Annotated in this window: 16 protein-coding genes; 11 read left to right on the forward strand and 5 right to left on the reverse strand. The window is 50.2% G+C overall.

Going from position 1 to position 23436, the window contains the following annotated elements:
* Positions 1-147: 147 nt before the first annotated feature.
* The 7 genes from BN3772_RS25965 to BN3772_RS25995 all read left to right on the forward strand — a co-directional run bounded on the left by BN3772_RS25965 (position 148) and on the right by BN3772_RS25995 (position 13622).
* Positions 148-2568 carry a hypothetical protein gene (locus tag BN3772_RS25965; RefSeq protein WP_341872594.1) on the forward strand — a complete coding sequence of 807 codons (2421 nt, stop codon included), beginning with the start codon at positions 148-150 and terminating at the stop codon, positions 2566-2568.
* Positions 2569-2706: 138 nt separating this feature from the next.
* Entirely contained in the window at positions 2707-4128 is a 1422-nt protein-coding gene (locus BN3772_RS25970; RefSeq protein ID WP_052380696.1) for an extracellular solute-binding protein, read from the forward strand.
* 39 nt (positions 4129-4167) lie between these two features.
* Complete coding sequence (locus tag BN3772_RS25975) at positions 4168-5148, forward strand: carbohydrate ABC transporter permease (protein WP_052380697.1); 981 nt, start codon at positions 4168-4170, stop codon at positions 5146-5148.
* Positions 5145-6023, forward strand: coding sequence for a carbohydrate ABC transporter permease (locus tag BN3772_RS25980; RefSeq protein ID WP_042203224.1), 879 nt, complete (start codon positions 5145-5147; stop codon positions 6021-6023). Before BN3772_RS25975 ends, BN3772_RS25980 begins: the two co-directional genes overlap by 4 nt.
* 18 nt (positions 6024-6041) lie before the next feature.
* Entirely contained in the window at positions 6042-12392 is a 6351-nt protein-coding gene (locus BN3772_RS25985; protein WP_042203225.1) for an S-layer homology domain-containing protein, read from the forward strand.
* Positions 12393-12622: 230 nt separating this feature from the next.
* Positions 12623-13252 (forward strand): hypothetical protein, encoded by a 630-nt coding sequence (locus BN3772_RS25990; RefSeq protein WP_042203227.1) that lies wholly within the window; start codon positions 12623-12625, stop codon positions 13250-13252.
* Positions 13253-13343: 91 nt separating this feature from the next.
* Positions 13344-13622 (forward strand): hypothetical protein, encoded by a 279-nt coding sequence (locus BN3772_RS25995; RefSeq protein ID WP_042203229.1) that lies wholly within the window; start codon positions 13344-13346, stop codon positions 13620-13622.
* Positions 13623-13778: 156 nt separating this feature from the next.
* Here BN3772_RS25995 and BN3772_RS26000 read toward each other — a convergent pair whose 3' ends face one another.
* Positions 13779-14126: a serine hydrolase domain-containing protein gene (locus tag BN3772_RS26000; protein ID WP_042203231.1), complete on the reverse strand. Its 348-nt coding sequence runs from the start codon at positions 14124-14126 to the stop codon at positions 13779-13781.
* Between the two features lie 1002 nt (positions 14127-15128).
* Entirely contained in the window at positions 15129-16307 is a 1179-nt protein-coding gene (locus tag BN3772_RS26005) for a serine hydrolase domain-containing protein (RefSeq protein ID WP_042203233.1), read from the reverse strand.
* A gap of 244 nt (positions 16308-16551) precedes the next feature.
* On the opposite strand from BN3772_RS26005, the gene BN3772_RS26010 reads away from it, so the two are divergent.
* From BN3772_RS26010 to BN3772_RS26020, 3 genes are all read left to right on the forward strand, one after another.
* Positions 16552-17463, forward strand: a complete 912-nt coding sequence (locus BN3772_RS26010; protein WP_052380698.1) for a glycerophosphodiester phosphodiesterase — start codon at positions 16552-16554, stop codon at positions 17461-17463.
* A 70-nt stretch (positions 17464-17533) separates the two neighbouring features.
* Entirely contained in the window at positions 17534-18166 is a 633-nt protein-coding gene (locus BN3772_RS26015; RefSeq protein ID WP_042203234.1) for a protein kinase family protein, read from the forward strand.
* Between the two features lie 336 nt (positions 18167-18502).
* Complete coding sequence (locus BN3772_RS26020; RefSeq protein WP_042203235.1) at positions 18503-19222, forward strand: gamma-glutamyl-gamma-aminobutyrate hydrolase family protein; 720 nt, start codon at positions 18503-18505, stop codon at positions 19220-19222.
* A 3-nt stretch (positions 19223-19225) separates the two neighbouring features.
* Here BN3772_RS26020 and BN3772_RS26025 read toward each other — a convergent pair whose 3' ends face one another.
* From BN3772_RS26025 to BN3772_RS26035, 3 genes are all read right to left on the reverse strand, one after another.
* Positions 19226-20353 (reverse strand): MFS transporter, encoded by a 1128-nt coding sequence (locus BN3772_RS26025; protein ID WP_042203236.1) that lies wholly within the window; start codon positions 20351-20353, stop codon positions 19226-19228.
* Positions 20354-20426: 73 nt separating this feature from the next.
* Entirely contained in the window at positions 20427-21323 is an 897-nt protein-coding gene (locus BN3772_RS26030) for a LysR family transcriptional regulator (RefSeq protein WP_042203237.1), read from the reverse strand.
* Between the two features lie 16 nt (positions 21324-21339).
* A complete protein-coding gene (locus tag BN3772_RS26035; RefSeq protein ID WP_042203238.1) occupies positions 21340-22272 on the reverse strand; it encodes an AraC family transcriptional regulator in 933 nt (310 codons plus the stop codon).
* Positions 22273-22450: 178 nt separating this feature from the next.
* Here BN3772_RS26035 and BN3772_RS26040 point away from each other — a divergent pair, with 178 nt between their 5' ends.
* Positions 22451-23431, forward strand: coding sequence for an aldo/keto reductase (locus BN3772_RS26040; protein ID WP_042203239.1), 981 nt, complete (start codon positions 22451-22453; stop codon positions 23429-23431).
* The last annotated feature ends 5 nt before the right edge of the window (positions 23432-23436 follow it).

The following is a 23436-nucleotide window of genomic DNA, read 5'->3' on the forward strand; positions in this document are numbered from 1 at the left end:
GGTAACCGGCGCTGCGGGAAAGAGAGGAAGCAGGAGGTACGAGCTGCAATGTCCGTATCTTTTCAATAAAAGTGTGGATTCACATCTTTTTCTTTTTTCTTCGTTTAAACGTTTAAATTAATGTCAGGATACGAAAGAGGTGATGGCGTGACTGCTATACTGGACAACGACCAATATGTAATCTCCCTTAACAGACGGGGAGCAGTAGAATCTCTTGTCCTGAAGGATGACCCGTATGGTATGAACTGGGTTATTAATCCTCAATATCTGCAGCAGGCCGGATACGGGGATGACGAGGATAAGCTGTTCGGTGAGTGGGAGTTGAAGGTTGACGGGATGACGCTGCACAGCAGCAGCTATACGCCAAGCGTAAGTCAAGAAGGTTCCGGGCAGGCTGTTGTAGAATTTAATACGGGAAGCATTAAGCTTAGTATGGTATATACGCTGGAAGACGAGCAGCTGCACTGGGCGGTCCGGTTAAGTAATACCTCAGCCGTGACAGCACAAATGGGAGGGCTTCATATCTGGTTCTCACTGGCTTATGTCATGTTCCGGGATGATAATGTTCTGCGTAACATGCGTGAATCCTGCGCTGTCTATCCGCATTTGGGCGGAGATTTTGCCAAGTTCGCCGCGGTACGGCGCAGCAATGAGGGGCCGCATCTTGGAATATACAGTATGGACGGCAGAACGGTGGCGGCTGGTTCTTATTGCCGTTATAGTAACCGCTTTCTTGAGCAGGTGTCACCGTCTCTGGACGGATTGCTCTACCACCGGCTGTCACTTATTGAAGACGGAACCTCAATGAGCGGCTCTGCCGCAGCAGACTGGATCTATGGTGATGAATATAAGCAGCTCTGTCTCGCTCCGGGAGAGCTGAAGGAGTGGAAGTATATCTTCCAGCCGTTTAATGACATGGAGGATTTCTACCGCCGGGGTGCAGTTCTCGGACATCCGCACTGGAGCTACACGCCCGTGCTGCCAGCCGGAGGAGCATTTCAGGCTTCACTACATATACAGGCTGGTCTGGCTGTTAAGGAGCTCCGCCTTTACAGCGCACCGGGAGATTTAGAAGATATTGTGCTGGAGAATGTTACAGCAGAGCTGCAGCTGACAGCTTCCGGTAGTAATGGAACCCGTTATGAGTTATCCTTCAGACGCTATGTACCCGGCGAGCATAAGCTGGAGCTGGTGCTTGAGGACGGCCGCAGCGATTCTCTGATCTGGAACGTGCTCGAGCCGGTTAGCGCGCTGCTCGGGAAAAGGGCAGCGTGGCTGTGCGTGAACAGCTATGCAGGCGCAGACGCGGCAGAACGTCCCCACGCGTTCCGGCCGCTGTCCAATCAGGGGGAATCGCTGGGGAAGCTTGCCTTTCTGCTGATAAACAACGGAATGACAGAACCCGTGCCATTGCAGGTAGCTGCCGCTGAAAAAGCAGCAGCACTGGACATGCGCTTCCATTGGTTCGAGGAAGGGGATTTCTCGCAGCCGCGGGCGCTGTACGGAGACTTTTACCGGATCTATGACTTTGATTATATTGCACATGTCTTCTATCTGCTGTCGCAGATGGATGACAGCCTGCTTGAGCTGAATACTGCTGAGGTGTATCTCAGATGGGCTGCCGAGGTTATGTGCATGCGGCTCGATCCGGACGCTCATCCCGGCAGCCGTGAAAAGGATGAATCCCGGTTAAACGGCGTGTTTATCCTCTATATAGAGGATTTAATCTCCGCACTGCGGACAGCAGGGCTTACCGCCTGGTATTCCCGGCTCCAGCAGCTGTGGGAAGCCTTCGGACGCTTCATGAACGTGGGTGTGCGCCATTACAGCGGGGCGGTTACGGAGCATTTTTATGATAATGCGGGTTTTGGCCCGACCTGCCAGGCCTTATGCCGGCTGGGGAATACGGCCGAAGCTGCACGCTACGGCCAGCTGATTCTCGCCAATATCGGCTTCAGCAATGATTACCGGCTGCAGAATCCTGACCGGTGGTGGGAAGCCCTGTCTCCGATGATCCATTCCTTGTGGGGCGGGCTGGTAGCTTCGTCTGCACTGGTGACTTATGAGCATTTGGGTGATCCGGCCTATCTGGAGGCCGCTTACCGGGCTACGATGGCTGTGTTCAACTGCTACGACTGGAATGTGCGGTCAACACCTCGCCGCCTGGCACCCGGAGAAGCAGCCTCCACCTACAGCGTTGCTGCACCTAACCTGAATATGCCGGAGCTGTCGCGGAACCGCTTTGGACAGTCGGTGTTTGTAGGCGCAAATGATCCGTTGTTCGCTGCCTTATTCGCAGATGTGTCAGGTGACGACTGGGATATGGGGGAGGAGCTGGCGGCGTATCTGCTTGGCTTTGGAACCACCGCTTACCTGTACCGTGACAGCAGCGGCAGGCTGAAGTGCGTCAACGGGTTCATCACTGAGGAGCAGGGAGGCTTGTTGATTACAAGCTACGCGGCCTATCCTTCCAGATATATGATGCTGGAGGATAACCTGGAATTCCGTGCGCCTGAAGGCAAGCTGCAGCCGAGTATCCGGCTTATACAGGGACAATTCATGGTTTAGCATCCGAGTCAGCTGGCTGAATTGCAGCAGCGCAGAAGGGTCATGCTCTGCTGCCTAAATCCCGTTTTTAAGTTAAACGATTAAACTCGTTTTTCTTAAACTATATACCATCTAGCTCTATCAAAAGGAGGAACAATGATGAAGGTTGGCAAGCGTACACTGATGATGTCCATGGCAGTGACAATGGCGCTCACCGCGCTGACAGGCTGCACAGGTAATTCGGACAATCAGCAGGGCGGTACAAACAAAGCGGCGGAGGGCACCAAAGCACCGGCAAATGCCGGAGATAACAAGGACACCGAAGCAAAGGACATTACACTGGAGCTGCTGTATTGGGGGGATGATGTACAGAAGAAGCTGGTTGAAGCAGCGACAAAGAAATATACAGCCGATACCGGAATCAAGATCAATGCGCAGGTGCTGCCGGCGGACGGAACCTTTGATACCTTTATTCAGACCCGGCTGCAATCCGGCGAGCTGCCGGACATCAGCTACATGGGAGAAGGGGATATCCAGAAATATAATGAAATGGGCATTCTGGCCGATATTTCGGATCTTTTGACGGACGGAAGCATTCCTGAGAAGCTGTCTGCCATAACCATTCATTCTCCTGAGCAAAAGGTAATCGGTGTGGGCCTGTCCAATCAGCTGGAGCTGCTCTTCTACAGCAAGTCCAAGTTCGATGAAGCGGGAGTAGCTTATCCTCCAACTAAGGTGGAAGAGGCATGGGACTGGGATACCTTTGTGGCGAATGCCAAGCAGCTGACCAAAGATACCAAAGGCAAAACAGCAGCAGAGGAGGGCTTCAATGCGGACCTGACCGAGAATTACGGGCTGGGCTTCACGGCCGGTCGTGAATTCCATCATTTCTGGGCGGCAAATGCGAACGGCGGCGGTATTGTATCCCCGGACGGGAAGGAATTCCAGTGGGATTCCCCGGAAAGTGCTGAAGGCATTCAGATGCTGGCCGACCTGGTCAACAAAGATAAGGTAGCATCCCCGTTTACTTACACATGGAGCACAGGGATCGGTTCAGCGGTTGACGCCCTCAGCGGCGGATATGCAATGGCAGTCAGCGGCTCCTGGGATCTGGCGAACATCAAGGGAAATGAAGACATCGGGGTAGGTGTCCTGCCGAAAATGAAGAAAGCGGTAACAATGAATGCCGGCGCTCCGCTTGTCGTATACAACACCTCCAAGAACATAGAAGAAGCCAAAAAATTCTACGCGTATATGGTTAATCCGGAGAACAGCCTGGAGCTGCTGAAGAGCGGGGCTTGGCTGCCGAATCAGGCAGACTGGTATACCGATGCCGCACTGGTTGATAAATGGAGCTCTGAGCTTCCGGTAAGCGCCAAAGAAACCATTCTCAGCTACAGCACCACCAAAGATTCCATTGTACAATGGCCGGCTTATTACGTTCCAGCCTATCTCAAGATGAACACGGAATACGAGAAGTCAATCGACCAGGTCCTGTCCGGCAGCAAAAGCGTAAAGGAAATCTACGATTCCATCATGCCTGTTATCAAGTCTCTGTGGGAAAGCGGCAAAGTCTCCTAGCACTTATTATTCTCTTTATTTGAAAAGAGGGCTGTACAGATGAACCCAGAAAGCAAAACCAGTCCGGCACCCGTCCCTGTCCCCAAACAGGCCAAAGGTGCCGTCAAGGAAGCCGTTGCCGGTTATTTGTTCGCTGCGCCTGCCATCATCGGTTTCCTCGTATTGACCTTGTACCCGATGCTGGCCAGCTTCATTTACAGTTTTCATAAAATAACGATTATGAGCGGTAGTCAGATCATGGAGTGGATCGGGCTGGATAATTACATCTATATCTTTAGCAACCCCAGCTCTGAGTTTAAAAAATCCATAACGGTAACCCTCGTTTACGCTTTTGTGAATGTGGTGCTCGTTATTGTATTTTGCCTGATCATTGCGCTGCTGCTGAACCGCAGGTTCATCGGCAGAAACATGCTGCGGGCGGTATTCTTCCTGCCTTCCGTGGTGCCGATGCTGGCGACAACCATTGTCTGGCAGATGCTGCTGCAAAATCAGGCCAAAGGCGGACTTGTCAACTGGATTCTGCTGCAGCTGGGGATTGCACCCATTGAGTTTCTGACCGACCCTATCCAGATTTTTAGCACCTTGTTTATCATGAGCCTGTGGACCTGCGGCGGGACCATCGTGGTCTTCATCGCGACCTTGCAGGATGTTCCCGGCGAGCTGCTGGAAGCCATTGAAATGGACGGGGGCAATGCCTGGCATAAATTCCTGAAGGTTACTTATCCGACGATCAAGCCGGTGCTGTTCTTCCAGCTGATCATGTGCATGATGACCTCCATTCAGATTTATACCCAGAGTGTCGTGCTGTCCCGAAACGGAGCTCCTGACCGGATGACCTATTTCATTAACGTCATGATCTATGACCATTCCTTTGTGCAGGTCGGCATGCGCGGGCTGGCTTCAGCCGAAGCCTGGATCGTCTTCCTGATTACACTCGCTATTACCATTGTGCTGTTCTACTTCCAGGGTGCATTGAAGCGTGACGATTCCATGGGCAAAAGGAGGAAGGTGAGACCATGATAACGGCCCCAGCCTTGAAATATTCCAGCATCAAGCGGGCAAAAAGCAAGAGCAAAGCCATCCGCCTGGCTTTAATTGCGCTCTCCTGCCTGCTTGGCATAGTCTTTGCCTTTCCGCTCTATTGGCTGCTGCGCGGCGCTTTTGTCAGCCATACAGAGATTCTGGCCCGTCCGCCTGTGTTCTTCCCCAAAGAGCCCGGAATCAATAACTTCCGGCTGGGCCTTGAGCGGATTCAATTCCTGCGTCAGCTCTGGAACTCGGTATCCATTGTAGTTCCTTATGTCATCGGCACCGTGCTGACAACCAGCTTTGCCGGTTATGCATTTGCCAAGCTGAGATTTCCGCTGCGCGGGATGTGGTTCGTGCTGGTCATCAGCAGCATGATGCTGCCGAGCGCCGTTACACTGCTGCCGCAATTTTCACTTTACACCTCACTTGGACTGGCTGGTAAGCCTGCACTGATTATTCCTGCTTTTTTTTGCGCCGGCGGCAATGCCTACTTTGTATTCCTGCTGCGGCAATTTTTCATGACGATCCCTGTGGAATTAAGCGAAGCGGCCAAAATCGACGGAGCCGGCCATTTCCGCATTTACTCCAGAATTATGCTGCCGCTGATCCGTCCGGCGATGATCGTTGTTGCTTTGTTTAGCTTTATTAACTGCTGGAACGAGTTTTTCTACACGATGATTTATCTGAAGACGGAAGCCGATTATACGCTGCCTATGGGTCTTTACATTGTTAACGGTATGCGGATTCCGAACTATGAGCAGGTCATGGCCCTTGCATTGGTCGTCACCGCTCCCTGCCTGGTGTTTTTCCTGATTGGCAACAAATATTTTGTGGAAGGTATTACGTTGACAGGAATTAAAGGTTAGAGAGGAGACTAAGCAACTATGGCAAAGAAGAAGTGGTCACGCAAAATGTGGGTAGCAGCCTTATGTACAGCCGTTACTCTGAACGCTGGGATTGTCCCGGCATCGGCAAATTATACAACGGATTTTGTGCATGAAGGGGTAGGAACGGATTACGGTGAGGCGCAGTGGAAGCCGGGGAACAGCATCACAGCACAGCCGGTCGATTTCAGCCGGGAGACCATTGGGCAGATGATGCAGGCGATTGAGGATTTTGATTTTGCCAAGTTTGCACAAGACAACAAGGATTTGCCGTGGATTGATTCCTTACTGGTTAATACAGGTGTTATTCCGGACGATGGCGGTGACGACGGGGGAGCGAACACGCTTTACAGCCGCGGCAGTGCGCTATATATGAAGACCCAGGATAATTCGAAGCTGGGATTCGTCGGTACAGTGCATTATGCGGATACGCTGAACAAAGATACCATGTACAGCATTTCTCTCTCAACAGGCGGGTTATCCGAGGACAAAAGCAAGCGCAAAAATTACCCCAGCCACGGTGATCAGACCTACAGCAGCGGCGGGCTGGAGATCAACCAGCGTAAATTCATATCCGCATACAACAGCGCAGTAACCCTTCTGAAGCTGACCAATAAGGGCAGCCAGCCGATTACGTTCACAATGACGGTGAAATCCCCTTTTGTCACCAAAGCGGAAGGTAATGAATTAATTGGCAACCGGGTTGCTGCCCCTTTAATGGTTGGACGAGCCGGTGAGCAGTATGTGGAAGCCATGTCTTATGTCGATGTGCATCTCAGCGGGGATGGTATGAGCGCCGCCGGCAGCGAACTGGTTAAAGAGATTACCGTTCCGGCAGGCGGATCAGTGGATGAAAAGGTCGTAATGGGCTGGCTGGCCGAAGAGATTCCCGCCTCCAAAACACAGTATGCCGCGTTTAAGGAAGCCGGAAATGACCAGGCTTTTGCCGATCAGGTTACGCAGTACAATGAGTGGTGGGCCCAGAATATCCCTTATATCGACATACCGGATGAAAATGTGAAAAAGGTGCTCTACTACCGCTGGTGGTGTAACCGCTTTAATCTGCTTGAGGCCAACATTCCGGGGAATGACTGGCAGTTTCCGATGAACATGGAGGGAGTGCTCGGGTATAATAACGGCATCACAGTCAGCGTGCCTTGGGCGATGCAGGATCTGAAATGGCTGCGCGATCCGTCCTATGCCTACGGTACCTGGCTGGCGCAGGGCGAATATTCCGAGAACGCCAACTATAAGAATAACCCCGGACGGCCCAATATCTGGACCTGGGATATGATGCAGAACTCATCGCAGGTCGGCTGGGAGGCTTACAAAATCTACGGAGGCGGCGATAAGGTGCTGAAGAAGTTTGCTGATTTTTCGGCAAATGATGTGACCGGCACGCTGGCACATTTTAAAGGGAATGATCCGAATCTGGTTTATTACAACCATGGTCCGATTACCGGAAATGACGGTGATACCGTCTCCATGCACTGGAAGGGCGGCGGTAATTATGCCCGTCTGGACGGATCAGCTACTGCCTATGCCAATGCGGTGGCCGCGCAGCAGATGTACGAGCAGCTCGGTGATACCGCGAAGGCGACACAGATGAAGGAGATTGCCGGTAAAATCCAGCAGGCCGTGCTTACGGGCATGTGGTATGACGAGAGTGATTTTGACGGTGATGGTGTGGCTGATACGAACGGGGAGGGAAGCTTTTTACACAAGAAGGTTGAAGGCAGCAAGGATGTATTTAACCCGTGGCGTGACAACAATATGTTCGTCTTTAACTTCGGCGTTGTGCCAAAAGCAGGCGAAAGCGGCTATGATCCCAAATACCTGACCCAGCTCTACGATTATGCCGATCCTGATTACTATCCGATCTTCCCGTTCTTCACGGCTGACCAGAACAGCATCATGAAGCGTGTAGAAGCATTCAAAAACGGCGAGACCAGCGCCTTCGGTACAGACCAGTTCGCCTGGTGCAACTTCGGCAATTATATCAATACCATCCGCGCGTCCCTGCGCTATTATCCGGTCAATAATATTGACAGCAGCACTTATAAAACATTGTTTGACTGGGGCGCATGGCTGCATACCGTTGAACCGGGCAATACAGATCATCTGGATTCCAATGAGTTCTTCTGGCTGGAGGATTATTTCTTCGGCACACCTTGGACCAAGGACAACCCTCCTAACCCGAGCGGCAAAATGGTGCGTGCCTGGATTCACCACGATACGCTGGGCATGATGAACTACACCGTGCTGGAGGACATGGCCGGACTGCAGCCGCGTACCGATGATATTATTGAGCTGTGGCCAGTGAATGTGGATTATGACCACTTCGCTGTAGACAATGTGCGTTACCATGATGCTGACCTGACGGTTGTCTGGCAGGACCCGGCTAAATATAGCGACAGCAATCCTTATTACGCAGGGATCCCGGCCGGCTACTCCCTGTTCATTAACGGTGAGCGTGTGCTGACCACTAATGAGATGTCCCATATCCTGTTTGATACAGCTACCGGCAAAGTAACCAAACCGGCAGGGGATGTTGCAGGTGCAGTAGGGGATAACACGAATACACAGGTTCTGTTTGAAAAAGGCAGTGCGATCGCGCTGGCATCGGCTGACGAGACCACACTCGCCGGTAACGATAAAGCGGTAGACATGTTCAATAAAGCGGGCGTTGATGTCATTCATGACGGCACTAACCTTGCGCTTGCAGCAGACACGAAGATTGAAGCAAGCTATATCAGAAGCGGCTCTGATGTGAAAAAGCTCGCTGACGGCTCGACCATTGCGTCCATAACGCATACCTCCAATACGGCGCTGTTAGGCAGTTCACCCAATCCGTCAGACAGCGTAACCTTTGATCTGGGAAGCAGCAAGACCGTGGATAATGTTAAAGTCTACTTCTACAATGACCGCCGTCCGAACGGCTATAGTGCTCCGCAGACTTTTGGGGTGGAGTACTTGGATAAGGATGGGACGACTTGGAGACCTGTAGAGGGACAGTTCCGGTATCCGGATTATGTAGCAGACAATTACAATAACGTTGAGTTTAAAGCAGTGGAGACTTCTGCCCTCCGGGTAAGCTTCACTCATGCCTCCGGTTACTCGACCGGAATTAAAGAAATACAGATTTACAACAATAACCTGACTGTAACGCCTGCGGCCAACCGTGCTCCAAAGGTTATACTGGAGACCCCGGTCAAGGTAGAGCAGGATGCGCCGCTGACCCTTGTACCAGTCATTCAGGATGATGGTCTGCCAAGCGGCAAGCTCACTTATGAGTGGAAGCTGATCTCCGGTGAAGGCGTAGTTGAAGCACCGGTGTTGGATCAGGCAGTCTTGAAGGCAACTTTCAAGGCAACCGGAGAATACAAGTATGGACTGACTGTGAGTGACGGAGAGCTGGCGACTACTATTGAAGTACCGGTCACGGTATTTGTGGCGACAGCAGATCTGTCAGCAATGATCTCGCAATTTGCGTCCAAAAATACACCGCTCGGCCCGCTTGTACGCAATCAGGATGACTATACGCCTGAATCCTGGCCGCAGTTGCAGACCGTGCTGACCGATGCCAAAGCGCTGCTGGCCTCTGCAGAGTACAGCCTGCAGGATATTCAGGATATGACAGGCCGGCTGCGGACAGCTATTAATAATCTGCGCTATAGAAATGCCGCGCTGCTGGCAGTGCCAAGCGCATCCTATACTTCTGCCTGGGAGTCGGTCTATGGCGTTAATGACGGGTTTATTCCGCGCAACTCCAATAACTTGAATGATAAGGCTGTTGAAACCCAGTACGGGAACTGGGGCGGACCGGGTAACAGCCATTGGGTACAATACACCTGGCAGCGTCCGGTAACCCTGTCCGGCAGCTCGCTGTACTTCTTCGATGACGGAGGCGGTGTAATGGTTCCGTCCGACTACCGCTTCGAATATTGGGACAGCACCGCCGGAGCATTCATGCCGGTCAGCGGTCTGAGTGAGAAGAAAATGGCTAAAAATGCATTCAACGAAGTGACGTTTAACGAAATCACAACCGACAGGCTGCGTCTGACCATGGACAAGCAGGGCGGCTCGTACACGGGACTCAAGGAATGGAGAGCCATTTCAGCCAAAGCAGGCGGAGAGGAGCCGCTGCCAGCCGATCACGGAGCCATCACAGCTGTTGAACCGGTCTCTGTCAGCACCACGGTCAACGTTATGCCGGTTCTGCCAGGCAAAGTGACTGTAACCTATGCAGATAATACCAAAGGGCAGTCGGATGTGGTCTGGGATGAAATCCCGGAGAACAAGCTGACGATTGCGACGGATTTTGTGATCTTTGGCAAGCTTGAAGGCAGCGATGTGCGGGCAAGCTGCCGGATCTATGTCAAATACGACAAGTCCCGGCTGAAGACAGCCATTGATACAGCTGCCGACCCAGCGGTAAATGAAGAGCATTACGACGGGACTGCAGCGCAGTGGGAGGCTCTGGCAGCTGCTCTTACAGCGGCCCAAGCCGTATACGGTAATGATGCTTCGACCGAAGGGGATATCGACACCGCATACAAAACGCTTAAAAATGCGTTTGAAGCGCTGACGCCAATAGCTGATCACGGCGCAGCTATAAGCGGCATTACGGTTCCAGGAGGTACACTTGATCAGGTGGTCAAAGAAATTGTTGTGCCTGAAACGACGACCCTGGAACAGCTGAAAGAAGGATTAACCGTACGGGCAGGGGTTACCTTTGCGGTTTATGAAAGCGATCTGAGTACCTTAGCAACGGATCTAAAAACCGGCTATAAGGTAAAAGTAACAGGTACAGATCAGGTTTCAAAATCGATCTATTCGCTGGTGCTGACAGCCGTTCAGGCTCCGGTCAACACCGTGCAGCTTGAAGAACAGCTTACTGTGGTACAAGCATTGAAGCAGGAGCTGTATACGGAAGCAAGCTGGAAGCCGCTTGCAGCAGCTGTCAGCCATGCCGCAGAGCTGCTGGAGAGCGGGACTGCAGTCCAGACGGAGATCGATGATGCTCTTGGCAGGCTGAAGTCAGCTGTTGCGGGATTGCAGCTGATACCTTCTGCAACACCGACTCCATCTCCGACACCTTCACCAATGCCATCGCCATCGCCAACAGCTACACCGGCGGTAGCTATCCCTGGTGGTACGGCTTCTAGCACAGCCAGCCCTAAACCGTCACCGAGTGCAGAACCTGCGGTGAATCAGGGCACTATCAGGCTGCAGCCTTCTGCACAGGCGGATGGTAAGGTTGCTGTGAAGGTGACAGCAGGTGAGATCGAAGCTGCCGCGAAGGAGCTTCTGGAGGGCACGCTGACTGTGTTAGTGGAGTTTGATTCGGCTGCTGCGAAGCAAGTGGCTGTTGAGATACCTGTTAAGGCACTCGCAGGAGCTGCTTCGGTTACTAGAGTAAAGCTGGACACCGGTTCTGCTGTGTTAATCATCCCGCAGAGCTTCTGGAAAACATCCGCAGGCAGCAGTCTCACGCTGCTGGTTGAAGCTGGAGACAGCGGCGGGACTTCTACAACTGGAGCCGGGGTACTTAACATGATCACTGTGAGTATTGACGGTAAGGCTGTTCCGCCAGAAGTGATGCAGACCCAAGGTATCCGCTTGGCGCTACCGTATGCACTGAAAGCGGGGGATAAGGCACATCAGGTAGTCGCCTACAGCTTGCTGGAGGATGGAACAACCAGAGCGGTTGCCGGCGGCAAATATAATGCAGCTTCAGGACTGCTGGAATTCAGCATGAAGCAGAATGGAACCTATACTGTTCACAGCTCAAACATTAACTTTAATGATTTGGTAAATGCAGGCTGGGCTGCCGAGGGCATAGAAGCTCTTGCAGCGAGAGGGGCTATTGCCGGTACGGCTGAAGGTACCTTTAAACCTGGAGCCAATGTGACACGCGGGGAGTTTATCAAGATTCTGATGAACGCGTTTGATCTTCTGGATGAGACTGCAGTTTCTACATTCAAGGATGTTAGCCGGGATGCCTGGTACATTGAAGCTGTAGCCAGCGCACAGAAGCTGGGAATCGTGAACGGGAAAGGAGACGGCAGCTTCGGGGCAAGCGAGCAGATTACCCGTCAGGAAATGGCTGTAATGATCTACCGTCTCGCAAATTTGTTGAAGGTTCCGTTAACTGCTGATGCGGGTGCTCTTTCAGCTTCGTTTACCGATACAAGGCAGCTTCAGCCGGATGCTCTGCAGGCTGTGGAAGCAGTACGCAGCGCGGGCCTGATCAACGGCTTGCCGGACGGCCGCTTTGATCCGCAAGGGAAGGCTACGCGTGCACAGGCGGCAGCCGTGATTTACCGGCTGCTGGGGCAAACGGAATAACATAGTAAGCCAGAGTACGACAAGCAGCCAGTTGAGAGAATTTCAACTGGCTGCTTTTATAACTAAAAGGAGGTAAAGAGTGGGATTAGCACGAAAAAGAAAATTGAACAAAACGGAATGAAGCGAAAAATAAATTTGAGTATAGGGATGTACTAGAGGTAAAACAGGAACATTTATATAATTAACGGGCAGATGCATAGTCACTGACTAAAACAAATGGATGTGTTTTGATGCCAGAATATTCACAAATTCAAACATATCTCAAGTGCGATCAAAATAACTTTTATAGTATTATCAAGAATTTTTCTGTTACTTTAAATTCCCTGGGTCTTGATGCAAAATACTTCACAAATGAACTGGAATGGGAGTACACAGACGAAGAGAATAGTCATGTCGGCGGGGGAGATTACGCTCAGTTATTAGATAATAATGGGAATCCACTTCATATTCGTCCATATGTTATGTTGTGGACGCCACAAGTAATAAGTGAACTACAAGAATCATGGCTTGAAGTTAGCTTGTTATTTGGGTCAGAGGAAATTGTATTCAATAGCAGTACAGGGCAGTTGAAAGATGAGCACAAGTCCCTGTTATGGGCAATGATGAAACATTTCTCGGAACAATTTAAAGAGAGTGGAGTATATTTCACAAACGAAGCTACTGACGGAAGACCTTGGGAAGCATTAGTTTGTGGAGCGCAGGATAATATGTGGGCATTTGATGCAGCTATATTGCCTAAGCACTTGTTTGATGTATATAGGGATAGCCCAAAGGAAATGTACCTCAAAAAGAAGGGGAATATGTTGTGTTTCGCTAGAAAGTCTATCTGGACATCAGAGCCATGGCATAATAAGAATTAAGCAAGCGTGAAATGACAGCTCAATCATTACGGAGCGAAGACTTATGTGCAATACAAAATGAGCACTATTTCATTCAAGGATGTGTTGACCCATGGCATTTGAAGATTTACCAAACGTAGCTGTCCTTACCTTAGAGAAAATTATGAACAGAGAAAGTCCTGTTTTATATGTAACCCATGATGCAGAGGATGGTATGTGGCAATTTCTAGATGGTAACAAGATCAATGAAGAGGAAGCACGTTTGTTATCACTAATGGAGATGGTTAATATTGATTCGACATTAACTGAACTTTTTGATCTTCCCCAAGGTTGGATGGCGTGGAGAGAAAATGAAGAGAGTGAATGGTTCAGAGCACCCAATTTAGATTAGCCAATGAGTCAGGGAAACTTTAGTTTTACAATATTCTATAAGAGTAAGATAATATAAAACAGCATAAACTAACTTTTAACAAAAACAACGGCAGACAAGACTTTTAAAAAAAAGTCTTTGACTGCCGTTTTCATATATCACAATCCTTACAAACAGCTAAACACAATATTCTCGTGCTGGAGATGTCAGTCCGCCTTCCTTAACTACTTTTTGCTGATGGAATCCAGGTATGTAACGGCTTACAGAATCAAACAGATCCAGTTCTCCCCGCTCCAGAAGCAGCATAATGGCTGTAGCTGTTACCGGCTTGCTCATCGAGTACAGCCTGAAGATGGTATCCCGGGCAATAGAGCGTCCAATTTCTATATCTGCCAGGCCGTCCTCATGATAAAATACTTCTTTGCCGTTTTTAATAACCATAAAGTTAGCACCGGCAATCTCGTTGTTTGCAATACTGGTGCTGAGCGTTTTGGTCAGCTGTGCGGTTGTGCCAGAATCGAGCATAGTGGTCTGTCTCCTTTTTAGTAGTTTTCTATGAGCATATTAAGCGTTTAATGAAGCTTGAATAGTGATGGTACATGTGTTTGCAGACAGATGAGGGAAATAATAACTATTATACGACTCAAAAATCATTGTCACACAGGTAAGAAAAAAAATCTAGACATATAAACCGCGATTACCTTTATAACCTCACATTGAGACAATCTATTGCTTCCACAGCTAAAGTCCTTTATCAGCAGGGTTCCGGTTTGGGTTGTAAGGTGATAGAAAAACAAGCTGCACATGCGGATACTCCTTGGGAAACAGCTGTAACTTGGTAGCGAAATGAATTGGGCTGTTGTCCAACATCAAAGCTACTTTTCTGCTGGGGGAAGCAGAGAGAAGATCCAGTAAAACCAAATAAAGGCGGCAGCGTCCGCCTATCCTTCTTCTCGGTGATGCACTTGCCCTGTTTCGTAGGTAATTGCACGGCATCATGAATGATCCGGGTTGAAATAACTGTACTTTTTGCAACTAAACTAGGCTAAATAGCTTCGCTGCAGGTTTTAACTGCACTCTATACATTTATATTTGCCCAAAACGCCCTAAACCGACTTTTTAGCGAAAAATAGATGTATAAAATACAGTTATCTCCTTAAAATGACTGAATTCCCCTGTTTTAATTGCACAAACTACACTTAAAACTCATTTGATTCCGAACCGACTGACTAAGGTTAGCACTTTGGCAAGGGAGATCCATCCGCTGCTCAACGCCTTACCTAAGGCACGAACGGGAGACGGTTTGTTAGTCTTTTAATGACGCTCTATACAGTTTGAACTTGAAAATATCTTATAAGGGAAGAGGGGTAAATAAGAGGGTTGGAACTGGAGTAGCAACAGCGTCCGCCTTACGGCCGGAAGTCCAGACATTCTCTGGAGTTACGATAATATTGATTTAATAAGAAAAACGGCAATCTAGACTTTTTAAATAAAAGTCCGGACTGCCGTTTTCATATATCTCAATCCTTACAAACTGCTAAACACAATATTCCGCAGCTTGCGGGTGACAGGGAGGGTGCCGGCGTCTTTTTTCTGGACCATAAACAGTATCGTCAGCGCATCCTGCGGGCTGTTCATGAAGTAGGCGCCAAGCCAGCCGTCCCAGCCGTATTCGCCTTTGCTGCCGATATGTCCGGCCTGGCCGGGCTCGGTCATAATGCGCATCTGGTTGCCGTAGCTGTGTCCGCACAGGGATTGCCACAGGGCGAAGCCCTTCTGCTGCGGAGGTGTTAAACCAGCCGAGGTCATGTATTGTACGGTTCTTTCTTTAAGCAGCTGTACACCGTTAAGACTTCCGTTGTTCAGAAGCATGGTGGTGAACTTAGCCGAATCTTCGATTGTGGAGGCAAGTCCTGCTCCGCCGGATTCAAATGCCGGTTCACGGTCAAACTGGTGGTTAATGCCGAGGTGGCTGTCAGCGTAGAGTGTTAATCCGCCATTTTCGTCATCCTGATACGTTTTAGCCAGCCGGGTTCTTTGTTCTTCTTCAGTCAGCCAGAAGCCGGTATCCTTCATACCCAGCGGCCCGAAAATTTCCGTCTGCAGAAATTCCCCGTACCTCTTACCGCTTACAGCTTCTACAACCGCCCCGAGTATATCGCCCGAGGTTCCGTATTGCCAGGATGATCCCGGCTCGAAGGCGAGAGGACCCTGACCCAATCTGTCTGCGAATTCCAATGTCGTCATCGGATTCTCTCCATGGAGGCGGCTGCTTAACTCCTGAATCAGTGCTTCTGTATGTTGCCCGGCCAGTCCTGGGCCGCCGTACACCAGTCCCGATGTCATGTTGAGCAGGTCACGGATGTTAACTTCACGTTCAGGAGCTGCCAGTTCACCGTCTTTGTCAACCTTTTGATTGCGGAATCCGGGTATGTAACGGCTTACAGGATCGAACAGATCTATTTCTCCGCGTTCCAGCAGCAGCATAACCGCTGTAGCTGTTACCGGCTTGCTCATCGAGTATAGTCTGAAGAGGGAATCCCGGGCAATCGGGCGTCCCGTCTCCAGATCAGCCAGCCCGTCCTCGTGATAAAAGACTTCCTCACCGTTTTTAATCACCATAAAGTTAGCGCCTGCAATTTCTTTGTTTGCAATGCTGGCGCTAAGTGTTTTTGTTAGCTGTCCTGTTGTGCTTGAATCCAGCATGGTTGTCTGTCTCCTTTGTTATCGTTTTCTATCAGTATATTAAGCGCTTTTATGAAGCTTGTATAGTAGTTTTGCTGTGACAAGCCCCAATGAGACGCTGCCTATTTTTTAATTCGCATATGGTTCCGCCTGGAATATAATAAAAAATACCTCTGCCGCCAATGAAAAGATAACGATAAACCTGTGCGGCATGTTAATATATTATTTATGCTGTTAAGGATCAGAGAAAAAAGAGGGTAGATGAATGAAGAACATTTTTAGGCATAAGGCTTATTTTATTGGAGTACATGTTTTAATGTTTGTGTTTTTGTTTTCAGCATTGTATGCCTATTTTCCATGGATACGGGTGAAGGTTAAGGAGATCATCGATCCGGCGGATAAGGTTATAACGATTGCCCACCGCGGTGCTTCCGGATATGCCCCTGAGAATACCATCCCGGCTATAGAGCTGGCGATTGAAATGCAGGCCGATTACATTGAGCTCGACATCCATCTAACGAAGGACCAGATTCCGGTCGTGATTCATGATGAGACAGTGAACCGGACTACAGGCAGCAGGGGATTTGTGAAAAATATGACCCTGGAGCAGATCAAGCAGCTTGATGCGGGAACCTGGTTTAATGAAGCTTATCCGATGTTCGCCAGGGAACAATATGCCGGAATCACCATCCCGACGCTGGATGAGGTGTTTGAGACATTCGGGGACAAGACCCGTTACATGATCGAGATTAAGCAGCCGGCCGCGAACAGCCAGATTGAGACCTTGTTAAATGAAGCGGTTCTAAAATATAATCTGGAGGATGTTGTCTCCGTTCATTCCTTCAGCAGTGCAAGTCTGCGCAAGCTTCATGCGATCAACCCGGAAATCCCGCTGTACCAGCTTGTATGGAATGATTATAGCGCGGCGAGGGCTCCTGCATCCTATCTGGAGAATGTGAAGACGTATGCTGTCGGAATCAGTCCTAACTTCCAGGGAATCGGACCGTCTTATGTAGCTGAAGTGAAGAATGCCGGGCTTAAAGTGATGCCATATACGGTGAATTATCAGGTCAACATGGATAAAGCCTACCTGTGGGGCGTTGATGGAGTCTATACGAATTACCCGGACCGGTTCAAGGAGGTCATTGATACCAACAGGGAAAATGGACAATGGTAGGTTGATTCTTCTGGACCTATGATATATTGAGAGAAACATAGGCCTGAAGGGCTGCAGGGAGAAGCTGGGTATGGAGAAGCTGACGGAACTGATTACCGATGAATTAATGTTAAAAGCTGCTATTGAGAGTATTGATCCGCAGGAGCCTGTAAAAGTCAGCAATGTACCGCATCCCTGGAGGCTGCTGGGCTGCGGCAATTATGCCGCTGTTTTTTGCCATCCCGATTATGAAGCCTATGCGGTGAAAATCTATGCACCTGGTAGGCCAGGCCTGGAGGAGGAAGCGGAGGTTTACAAGCTTCTGGGACAGCATCCGGCATATGCACAGTGCTATTATATCGGAAATACCTTTCTTATTCTGGACCGGCTGCGCGGCGTTACCTTTTACGACTCTATGAAGCAGGCAATACTGATTACTGAGCAGGCGATCCGCGATATAGACATCGCGCTGGATTATGCCCGATCCCGCGGTCTTCATCCGCATGATGTCCACGCCAAAAATGTGATGGTCAAGGATGGCCGCGGCCTGATTGTCGACGTGTCTGATTTTTTGAAGCAGGAAGACTGCAGCATGTGGGAGGATTTCAAAAAGGCTTACTACCGGCTGTACAAGCCTATTGCCTCACGTTGGATCTTTCCGGTTCCCCAAGCACTATTAGAGCTTGTCCGCAAAGCCTACAAATGGCGTAAAAAGAAGAGCTGAATTCAATAGCAAGCAGGAAGCATGGAGCCTTAAGGGCTTCGTGCTTTTTTTTGTGTTTAAGCTGAAAGGCCAACAAAGCATGAGTGAACCGCCACATAAACCTTATCAAGACAACAAAATGCACATCTCAACACATGAAAAATTCACATCAGAAAAATCAAAAAAATATTCTCACCACCAAACTTCATTTCAACACCAAACAATAGCACTCCACACACCCCCAAATCAGGAAAAAGTATAGACTGCCTTCAAGCTGACGCGTTATGTCAGCAATAATCTAGTAATATCCTCCGCCTCCGCTTATAATAAACGACAATAAATAAGGGAGGTACAGCAATGAACAAACCAATGATAGGCGTCCTGCCATTATACGACTCCGGTAAAGAGAGCTACTGGATGCTCCCGGCTTACATGAAGGCAATCGAGAACGAAGGCGGAATCCCTGTGATGCTGCCGCTTACAACGGATGAGGATATTATTGCTGCTCTGGCCGGCCAATTTGATGGCTTTCTGTTTACCGGCGGACATGATATCAATCCAGAATGGTATGGGGAACAAGCAGAAGCGGTCTGCGGGGAATGGTGTGACGAACGCGACAGAATGGAGCAGCTGCTGTTTGACCGAATAGTCGGATTGGACAAGCCCGCCCTCGGAATCTGCCGCGGATTACAACTGTTCAATGTTCTGTGCGGCGGAACCTTGTATCAGGACATTCCCTCGCAGATGAATGCAGACATTACGGTCAGCCATAAGCAGAAGCCGCCTTATGCCGAGCCGTCCCATTCTGTACATATCCATACAGATACATTGCTTCACTACATATTGCAGACAGATCAAATAGACGTTAACAGCTATCATCACCAGGGGATCAAAGCACTGCCTGCGGGATTGACTGCTGCGGCAACAGCGGAGGACGGCCTGGTTGAAGCAGTATCTCTTCAGGACAAACGATTTATTCTTGCTGTGCAGTGGCATCCGGAGTTCAGTTACGGGACAGACAGCAGCAGCAGAAAGCTATTTTCGGCATTTATAAATGCTTGTATTCATACAACTTAGCCTTCATTCCTTCTTCGGCGGCTTGATCAGCAGAGTTCCGCCCAGTAAAAAGAAGCTGCTGGTATAGAAGACGGTAATGAGTCCCAGCGACGCACCGATCATCCCGAACAGCAGCGGAGCTGTGAACTGTGAGACCCTGTTTATTAATAGACGCAGCCCCAGTACCTCACCCGTTCTTGAAACAGGCGATGACTGATAAGCAACCGACATTGAAATAGGCTGCCCGCAGCCCAGGCCGAGTCCCATCAATACGCTCCAAACTCCAAGCCACACAGGATGTACAGTTAAGGCGACCAGCAAAAATGCTGTCCCGGATGCGGCAATAGAGCCTATCAGGATGGCATCATTAGAAAGCTTACGCTGCAGCCAGGGCATGAACAGGCGGACCAGCACCATGGACAATCCCTGAATGGAGAGAATCCAGCCGATTTCCGTTACTGAGATGCCTTTACTTACTGCATACAGCGGAAAATAGGCGGCAAAGATTTCTCTGGAGTACAGTGCGAGCGCATTGCCGATCAGCGCCCTGCGAAGGGCGGGGAGCTTAAGCAGACCCAGAGAGTCCGCCAGTCCGGTTTTTGCAGCGGCGGCAGCAGGCTTGCCGGAGGAGAGCTTCCATGCAAATACAAAAGTAAACAGAAAAACAAAGAAGGCTGCGGCAAAAACCGCCGGATAGGACAGGTGACTGATAAGATAGCCGGCGGTCACCGGACCGAGCAGGGCGCCGAGGGAATTAGCGGTGCTGAACCAGCCGTAATACTCGTTGCGCTTGCCTTCAGGAGCAGCATGCCCCAGTACATTTTGCAGGGAAATAGCAATGAAAATACTGGAGAAGCCTGTAATCAGCTGGGACGCATAAAGCGCCCAGAGGGAGGGGAAACACCAGGGGAGGGCCATAGATAAGCCTAATCCGGTCATCCCGGCCAGAACCGGGAGGCGGTCGCCGAACCGGTCGGCCATTTTGCCTGCGGAAATAGAGAAAAACATGGGGAGAAAAGCATAGCAGGCGGTCAAAACACCGATCTCGAGCGTGGACGCCCCCAAAGAGGAAGCGAACAAGGGCACTGCAGGTCTGGTTAAGTTAAGAATGAGCTGAAAAGCAATACCAAGAATCATGACATTAATAAACATACGCGGCTACCCTTCTGTCTGAGCTTTTTCTTCATTGTAGCTGCAGGTGCAGAAGCGGAAAAATCGTATTTTTCTATGGATTATCATAGAGTGAGGGTATGGAAGCCCGGTAATGCTGCTGTACAAACTGAACAAAGGCTGAAACTGCCGGTATGTCCAGCAGCTCCTCCCTGTATAATAACCAGGTGGACCAGGTAACGGCTTCGCTGTCTGCCCCGGTTAATGCTGTCCGGTACAGCTGATTGTCATCTTCTGTCAGGACGATGGACGGAACAATGGCGTAGCCCAGTCCGTTTTGTACCATCCGTTTGGCAATTTCTGCATTGTCCACATGCATAAGTACATTGGCGGGCTTGCTGAACTGCTGCTTCCACCAGCCATCGATGATCCTGCTTAAGGAAGGGTCCGTTGTAAAGGTAATCCGGCGTAGCTGCGGAAGCTCCTCCACATTAACCGGCACAGAAGAGAGGATGCATACCTGCTCCTGCTCAAGCATCTCCTTATGCTCCAGCCAGTGGGGAATACCCCGGATAATCCCGATCTGCTCCTTCTGGGTAGCTACTGAACCAAGCAATTCCTGGCTGATCGCAGTAGTAATATCATATTCAATCAGCGGGTAGGCCTCTGAAAATTGCCGCAGTACCGCCGGGAGGCGATACAACGCCACAGACCGGGAGACGCCAAGCCGGAGTGTGCCGCTTATATCTCCGCGCTGGCTGACCAGCCTGCTTTTGACCTCGGACAGCCTCTCCAGCATTTCCCGCGCATAGCCTACCATCGTCTCACCCTGCTCCGTGAACTCAATTCCGCGCCGCCCCCGGTAGACGAACAGGCTGATGCCGAGCTCTTTTTCCAGCTGCTGCAGGCGGTGGGTCAGCGTAGGCTGGGAGAGATAAATCTGCTCTGCGGTTCTTGTAATATTGCGTTCAGTGCCCAGTACGTCCAGTATGCGCCAATCCTTTTCATCCATCTACGATGACATCCTCTCAATCGCCCAGAAAAACAATGCTTCTGGCGGGATCATACATTTCCTTCAATTGCTTGACATCGGAGCGCGGCGGCGAGCCGAACATCCGGGAATATTCACGGCTGAACTGGGAAGCACTCTCGTAGCCTACCCGGAACGCAACCTCTGCAGCCTCAGCCGACTCCGATAACAGAATCCGGCGCGCTTCCTGCAGCCTGAGCTGCTTCTGAAACTGGATCGGACTCATGCCGGTTACCTCCTTAAAGTTACGGTGGAAGGTGGACAGGCTCATGCTTGCTGCTTCGGCAAGCTGTTCCACACGAAAGGACTGGTCATAACGGGCAGTAAGCTGATCAATCGCCTCTCTGATCCGGTAAGTATTGCTGCCCTCCATGGCGATTTGTCCGAGTGAGGCACCGTAGGGACCTTTTAGCAGGGTATACAGGATTTCTTTTATGAATAAAGGCGCAAGAAATTGGATATCATCCGGCCTGTCCAGTAATTCCATCAGTCTTAGGGTCGCGTTCATCAGGGAAGGCTCAGTCTGGCCGACAAATAAGGCACGTTTTGCGTTCTCGCTCGGCACAATCCGTACATTTGCCCCGCCCATGACCTCCAGAATCTGTTCATAGCTAAACTCCAGTTTGAAGCTGAGATAAGGCCTGTCCGCTGCTGCTCTGATCACCTGGCCGACGACGGGCAGATTCATTGAAGCAACCAGATAATCGGCTGATCCGTACTCAAACCGCTCCCCGGCCAGGAATACCTCCTTAACCCCTTGGGCAATCATACAAAAAGACGGCTTATACACCCTGTATGCAGGCTCAGAGACCTCTGAATAGCGGATAACAGATAGATCAGGAACCGCTGTCTCAAACACCCCGTCTCTCGGTGTAAAGCGCTGAATGAGCTCTGCAAGCTCCATTTGCTGCTTCATGCTGCCAGCTGGCATAACCATATTCCTCCCGTTCTTAGTACTCGATTCTAAACCTTATGAATTCCTATAGTAAGCTCCGTGACAGAAATAGGCAAGCATCCAGTACGATCGGGATAACGGTTTTGAATGAAAATCCGGCATAATAAGTAAGACGAATATGTGCTATATCACAATAGAATGGGAGGAACACAGTGTGGAATATGTAAAATTCGGTAATACCGGTCTGGATGTCTCACGGATCTGTCTGGGCTGCATGAGCTTTGGGGAGGCGCTGCCGGAATGGCACCAGTGGGTGCTGAATGAGGATCGCAGCCGTGAAATTATCAAGCGGGCATTGGAGCTGGGGATTAACTTTTTTGATACAGCCAACATCTATGCGAACGGCACCAGTGAGGAATTCACCGGCCGGGCGCTCAAGGATTACGCAGACCGGGATGAGATCGTGCTGGCTACCAAGGTCTGGGGACGTATGCACAAGGGTCCTAACGGCGGAGGCTTGTCCCGGAAGGCTATTTTGAGTGAAATTGACAAAAGCCTGAAGCGGCTCGGAACCGATTATGTCGATCTGTACATCATTCACCGCTGGGATTACGATACGCCAATCGAAGAGACCATGGGAGCACTGCATGATATAGTGAAGTCCGGAAAAGCCCGCTATATCGGCGCTTCCGCTATGTATGCCTGGCAGTTCCAGAAGGCGCAGCATACCGCAGAGAAGAATGGCTGGACCCGCTTTGTGTCCATGCAGAATCACCTGAATCTGATCTACCGGGAAGAGGAAAGGGAAATGCTGCCGCTCCTCAAGGATCAGCAAATAGCATCAACGCCATACAGTCCGCTGGCTTCCGGAAGACTGATCCGCGACTGGTCCGAAACCACGCTGCGCTCAGAAACGGATCACATCCAGAAATCCAAATACGATGCGTCTGCTGAAGCTGACAGGCTGATTGTCGAGCGGGTAGCTGCCCTTGCCGAACAACGCGGCGTACCGCGTATTCATATTGCCCTTGCCTGGCTGCTGCAGAAGGAAACGGTAGCTGCTCCGATTATCGGGGCAACCAAGCTGGCCCAGCTAGAAGATGCAGTCGGAGCGTTGTCCGTAACATTAACAGCAGAAGAGGTTGCTTTTCTCGAAGAATTATATGTGCCGCACCGCGTAGTCGGAGCCCAATAAGGAGG

This window comes from Paenibacillus camerounensis (genome assembly GCF_000723885.1).
Lineage (GTDB): Bacteria > Bacillota > Bacilli > Paenibacillales > Paenibacillaceae > Paenibacillus_AQ > Paenibacillus_AQ camerounensis.

Bases quoted from the DNA above. Each gene is read 5' to 3' on its own strand.
- BN3772_RS25970 (WP_052380696.1), top strand. From the start codon at position 2,707: ATGAAGGTTGGCAAGCGTACACTGATGATGTCCATGGCAGTGACAATG.
- BN3772_RS25975 (WP_052380697.1), top strand. From the start codon at position 4,168: ATGAACCCAGAAAGCAAAACCAGTCCGGCACCCGTCCCTGTCCCCAAA.
- BN3772_RS25980 (WP_042203224.1), top strand. From the start codon at position 5,145: ATGATAACGGCCCCAGCCTTGAAATATTCCAGCATCAAGCGGGCAAAA.
- BN3772_RS25985 (WP_042203225.1), top strand. From the start codon at position 6,042: ATGGCAAAGAAGAAGTGGTCACGCAAAATGTGGGTAGCAGCCTTATGT.
- BN3772_RS25990 (WP_042203227.1), top strand. From the start codon at position 12,623: ATGCCAGAATATTCACAAATTCAAACATATCTCAAGTGCGATCAAAAT.
- BN3772_RS25995 (WP_042203229.1), top strand. From the start codon at position 13,344: ATGGCATTTGAAGATTTACCAAACGTAGCTGTCCTTACCTTAGAGAAA.
- BN3772_RS26000 (WP_042203231.1), bottom strand. From the start codon at position 14,126: ATGCTCGATTCTGGCACAACCGCACAGCTGACCAAAACGCTCAGCACC.
- BN3772_RS26005 (WP_042203233.1), bottom strand. From the start codon at position 16,307: ATGCTGGATTCAAGCACAACAGGACAGCTAACAAAAACACTTAGCGCC.
- BN3772_RS26010 (WP_052380698.1), top strand. From the start codon at position 16,552: ATGAAGAACATTTTTAGGCATAAGGCTTATTTTATTGGAGTACATGTT.
- BN3772_RS26015 (WP_042203234.1), top strand. From the start codon at position 17,534: ATGGAGAAGCTGACGGAACTGATTACCGATGAATTAATGTTAAAAGCT.
- BN3772_RS26020 (WP_042203235.1), top strand. From the start codon at position 18,503: ATGAACAAACCAATGATAGGCGTCCTGCCATTATACGACTCCGGTAAA.
- BN3772_RS26025 (WP_042203236.1), bottom strand. From the start codon at position 20,353: ATGTTTATTAATGTCATGATTCTTGGTATTGCTTTTCAGCTCATTCTT.
- BN3772_RS26030 (WP_042203237.1), bottom strand. From the start codon at position 21,323: ATGGATGAAAAGGATTGGCGCATACTGGACGTACTGGGCACTGAACGC.
- BN3772_RS26035 (WP_042203238.1), bottom strand. From the start codon at position 22,272: ATGCCAGCTGGCAGCATGAAGCAGCAAATGGAGCTTGCAGAGCTCATT.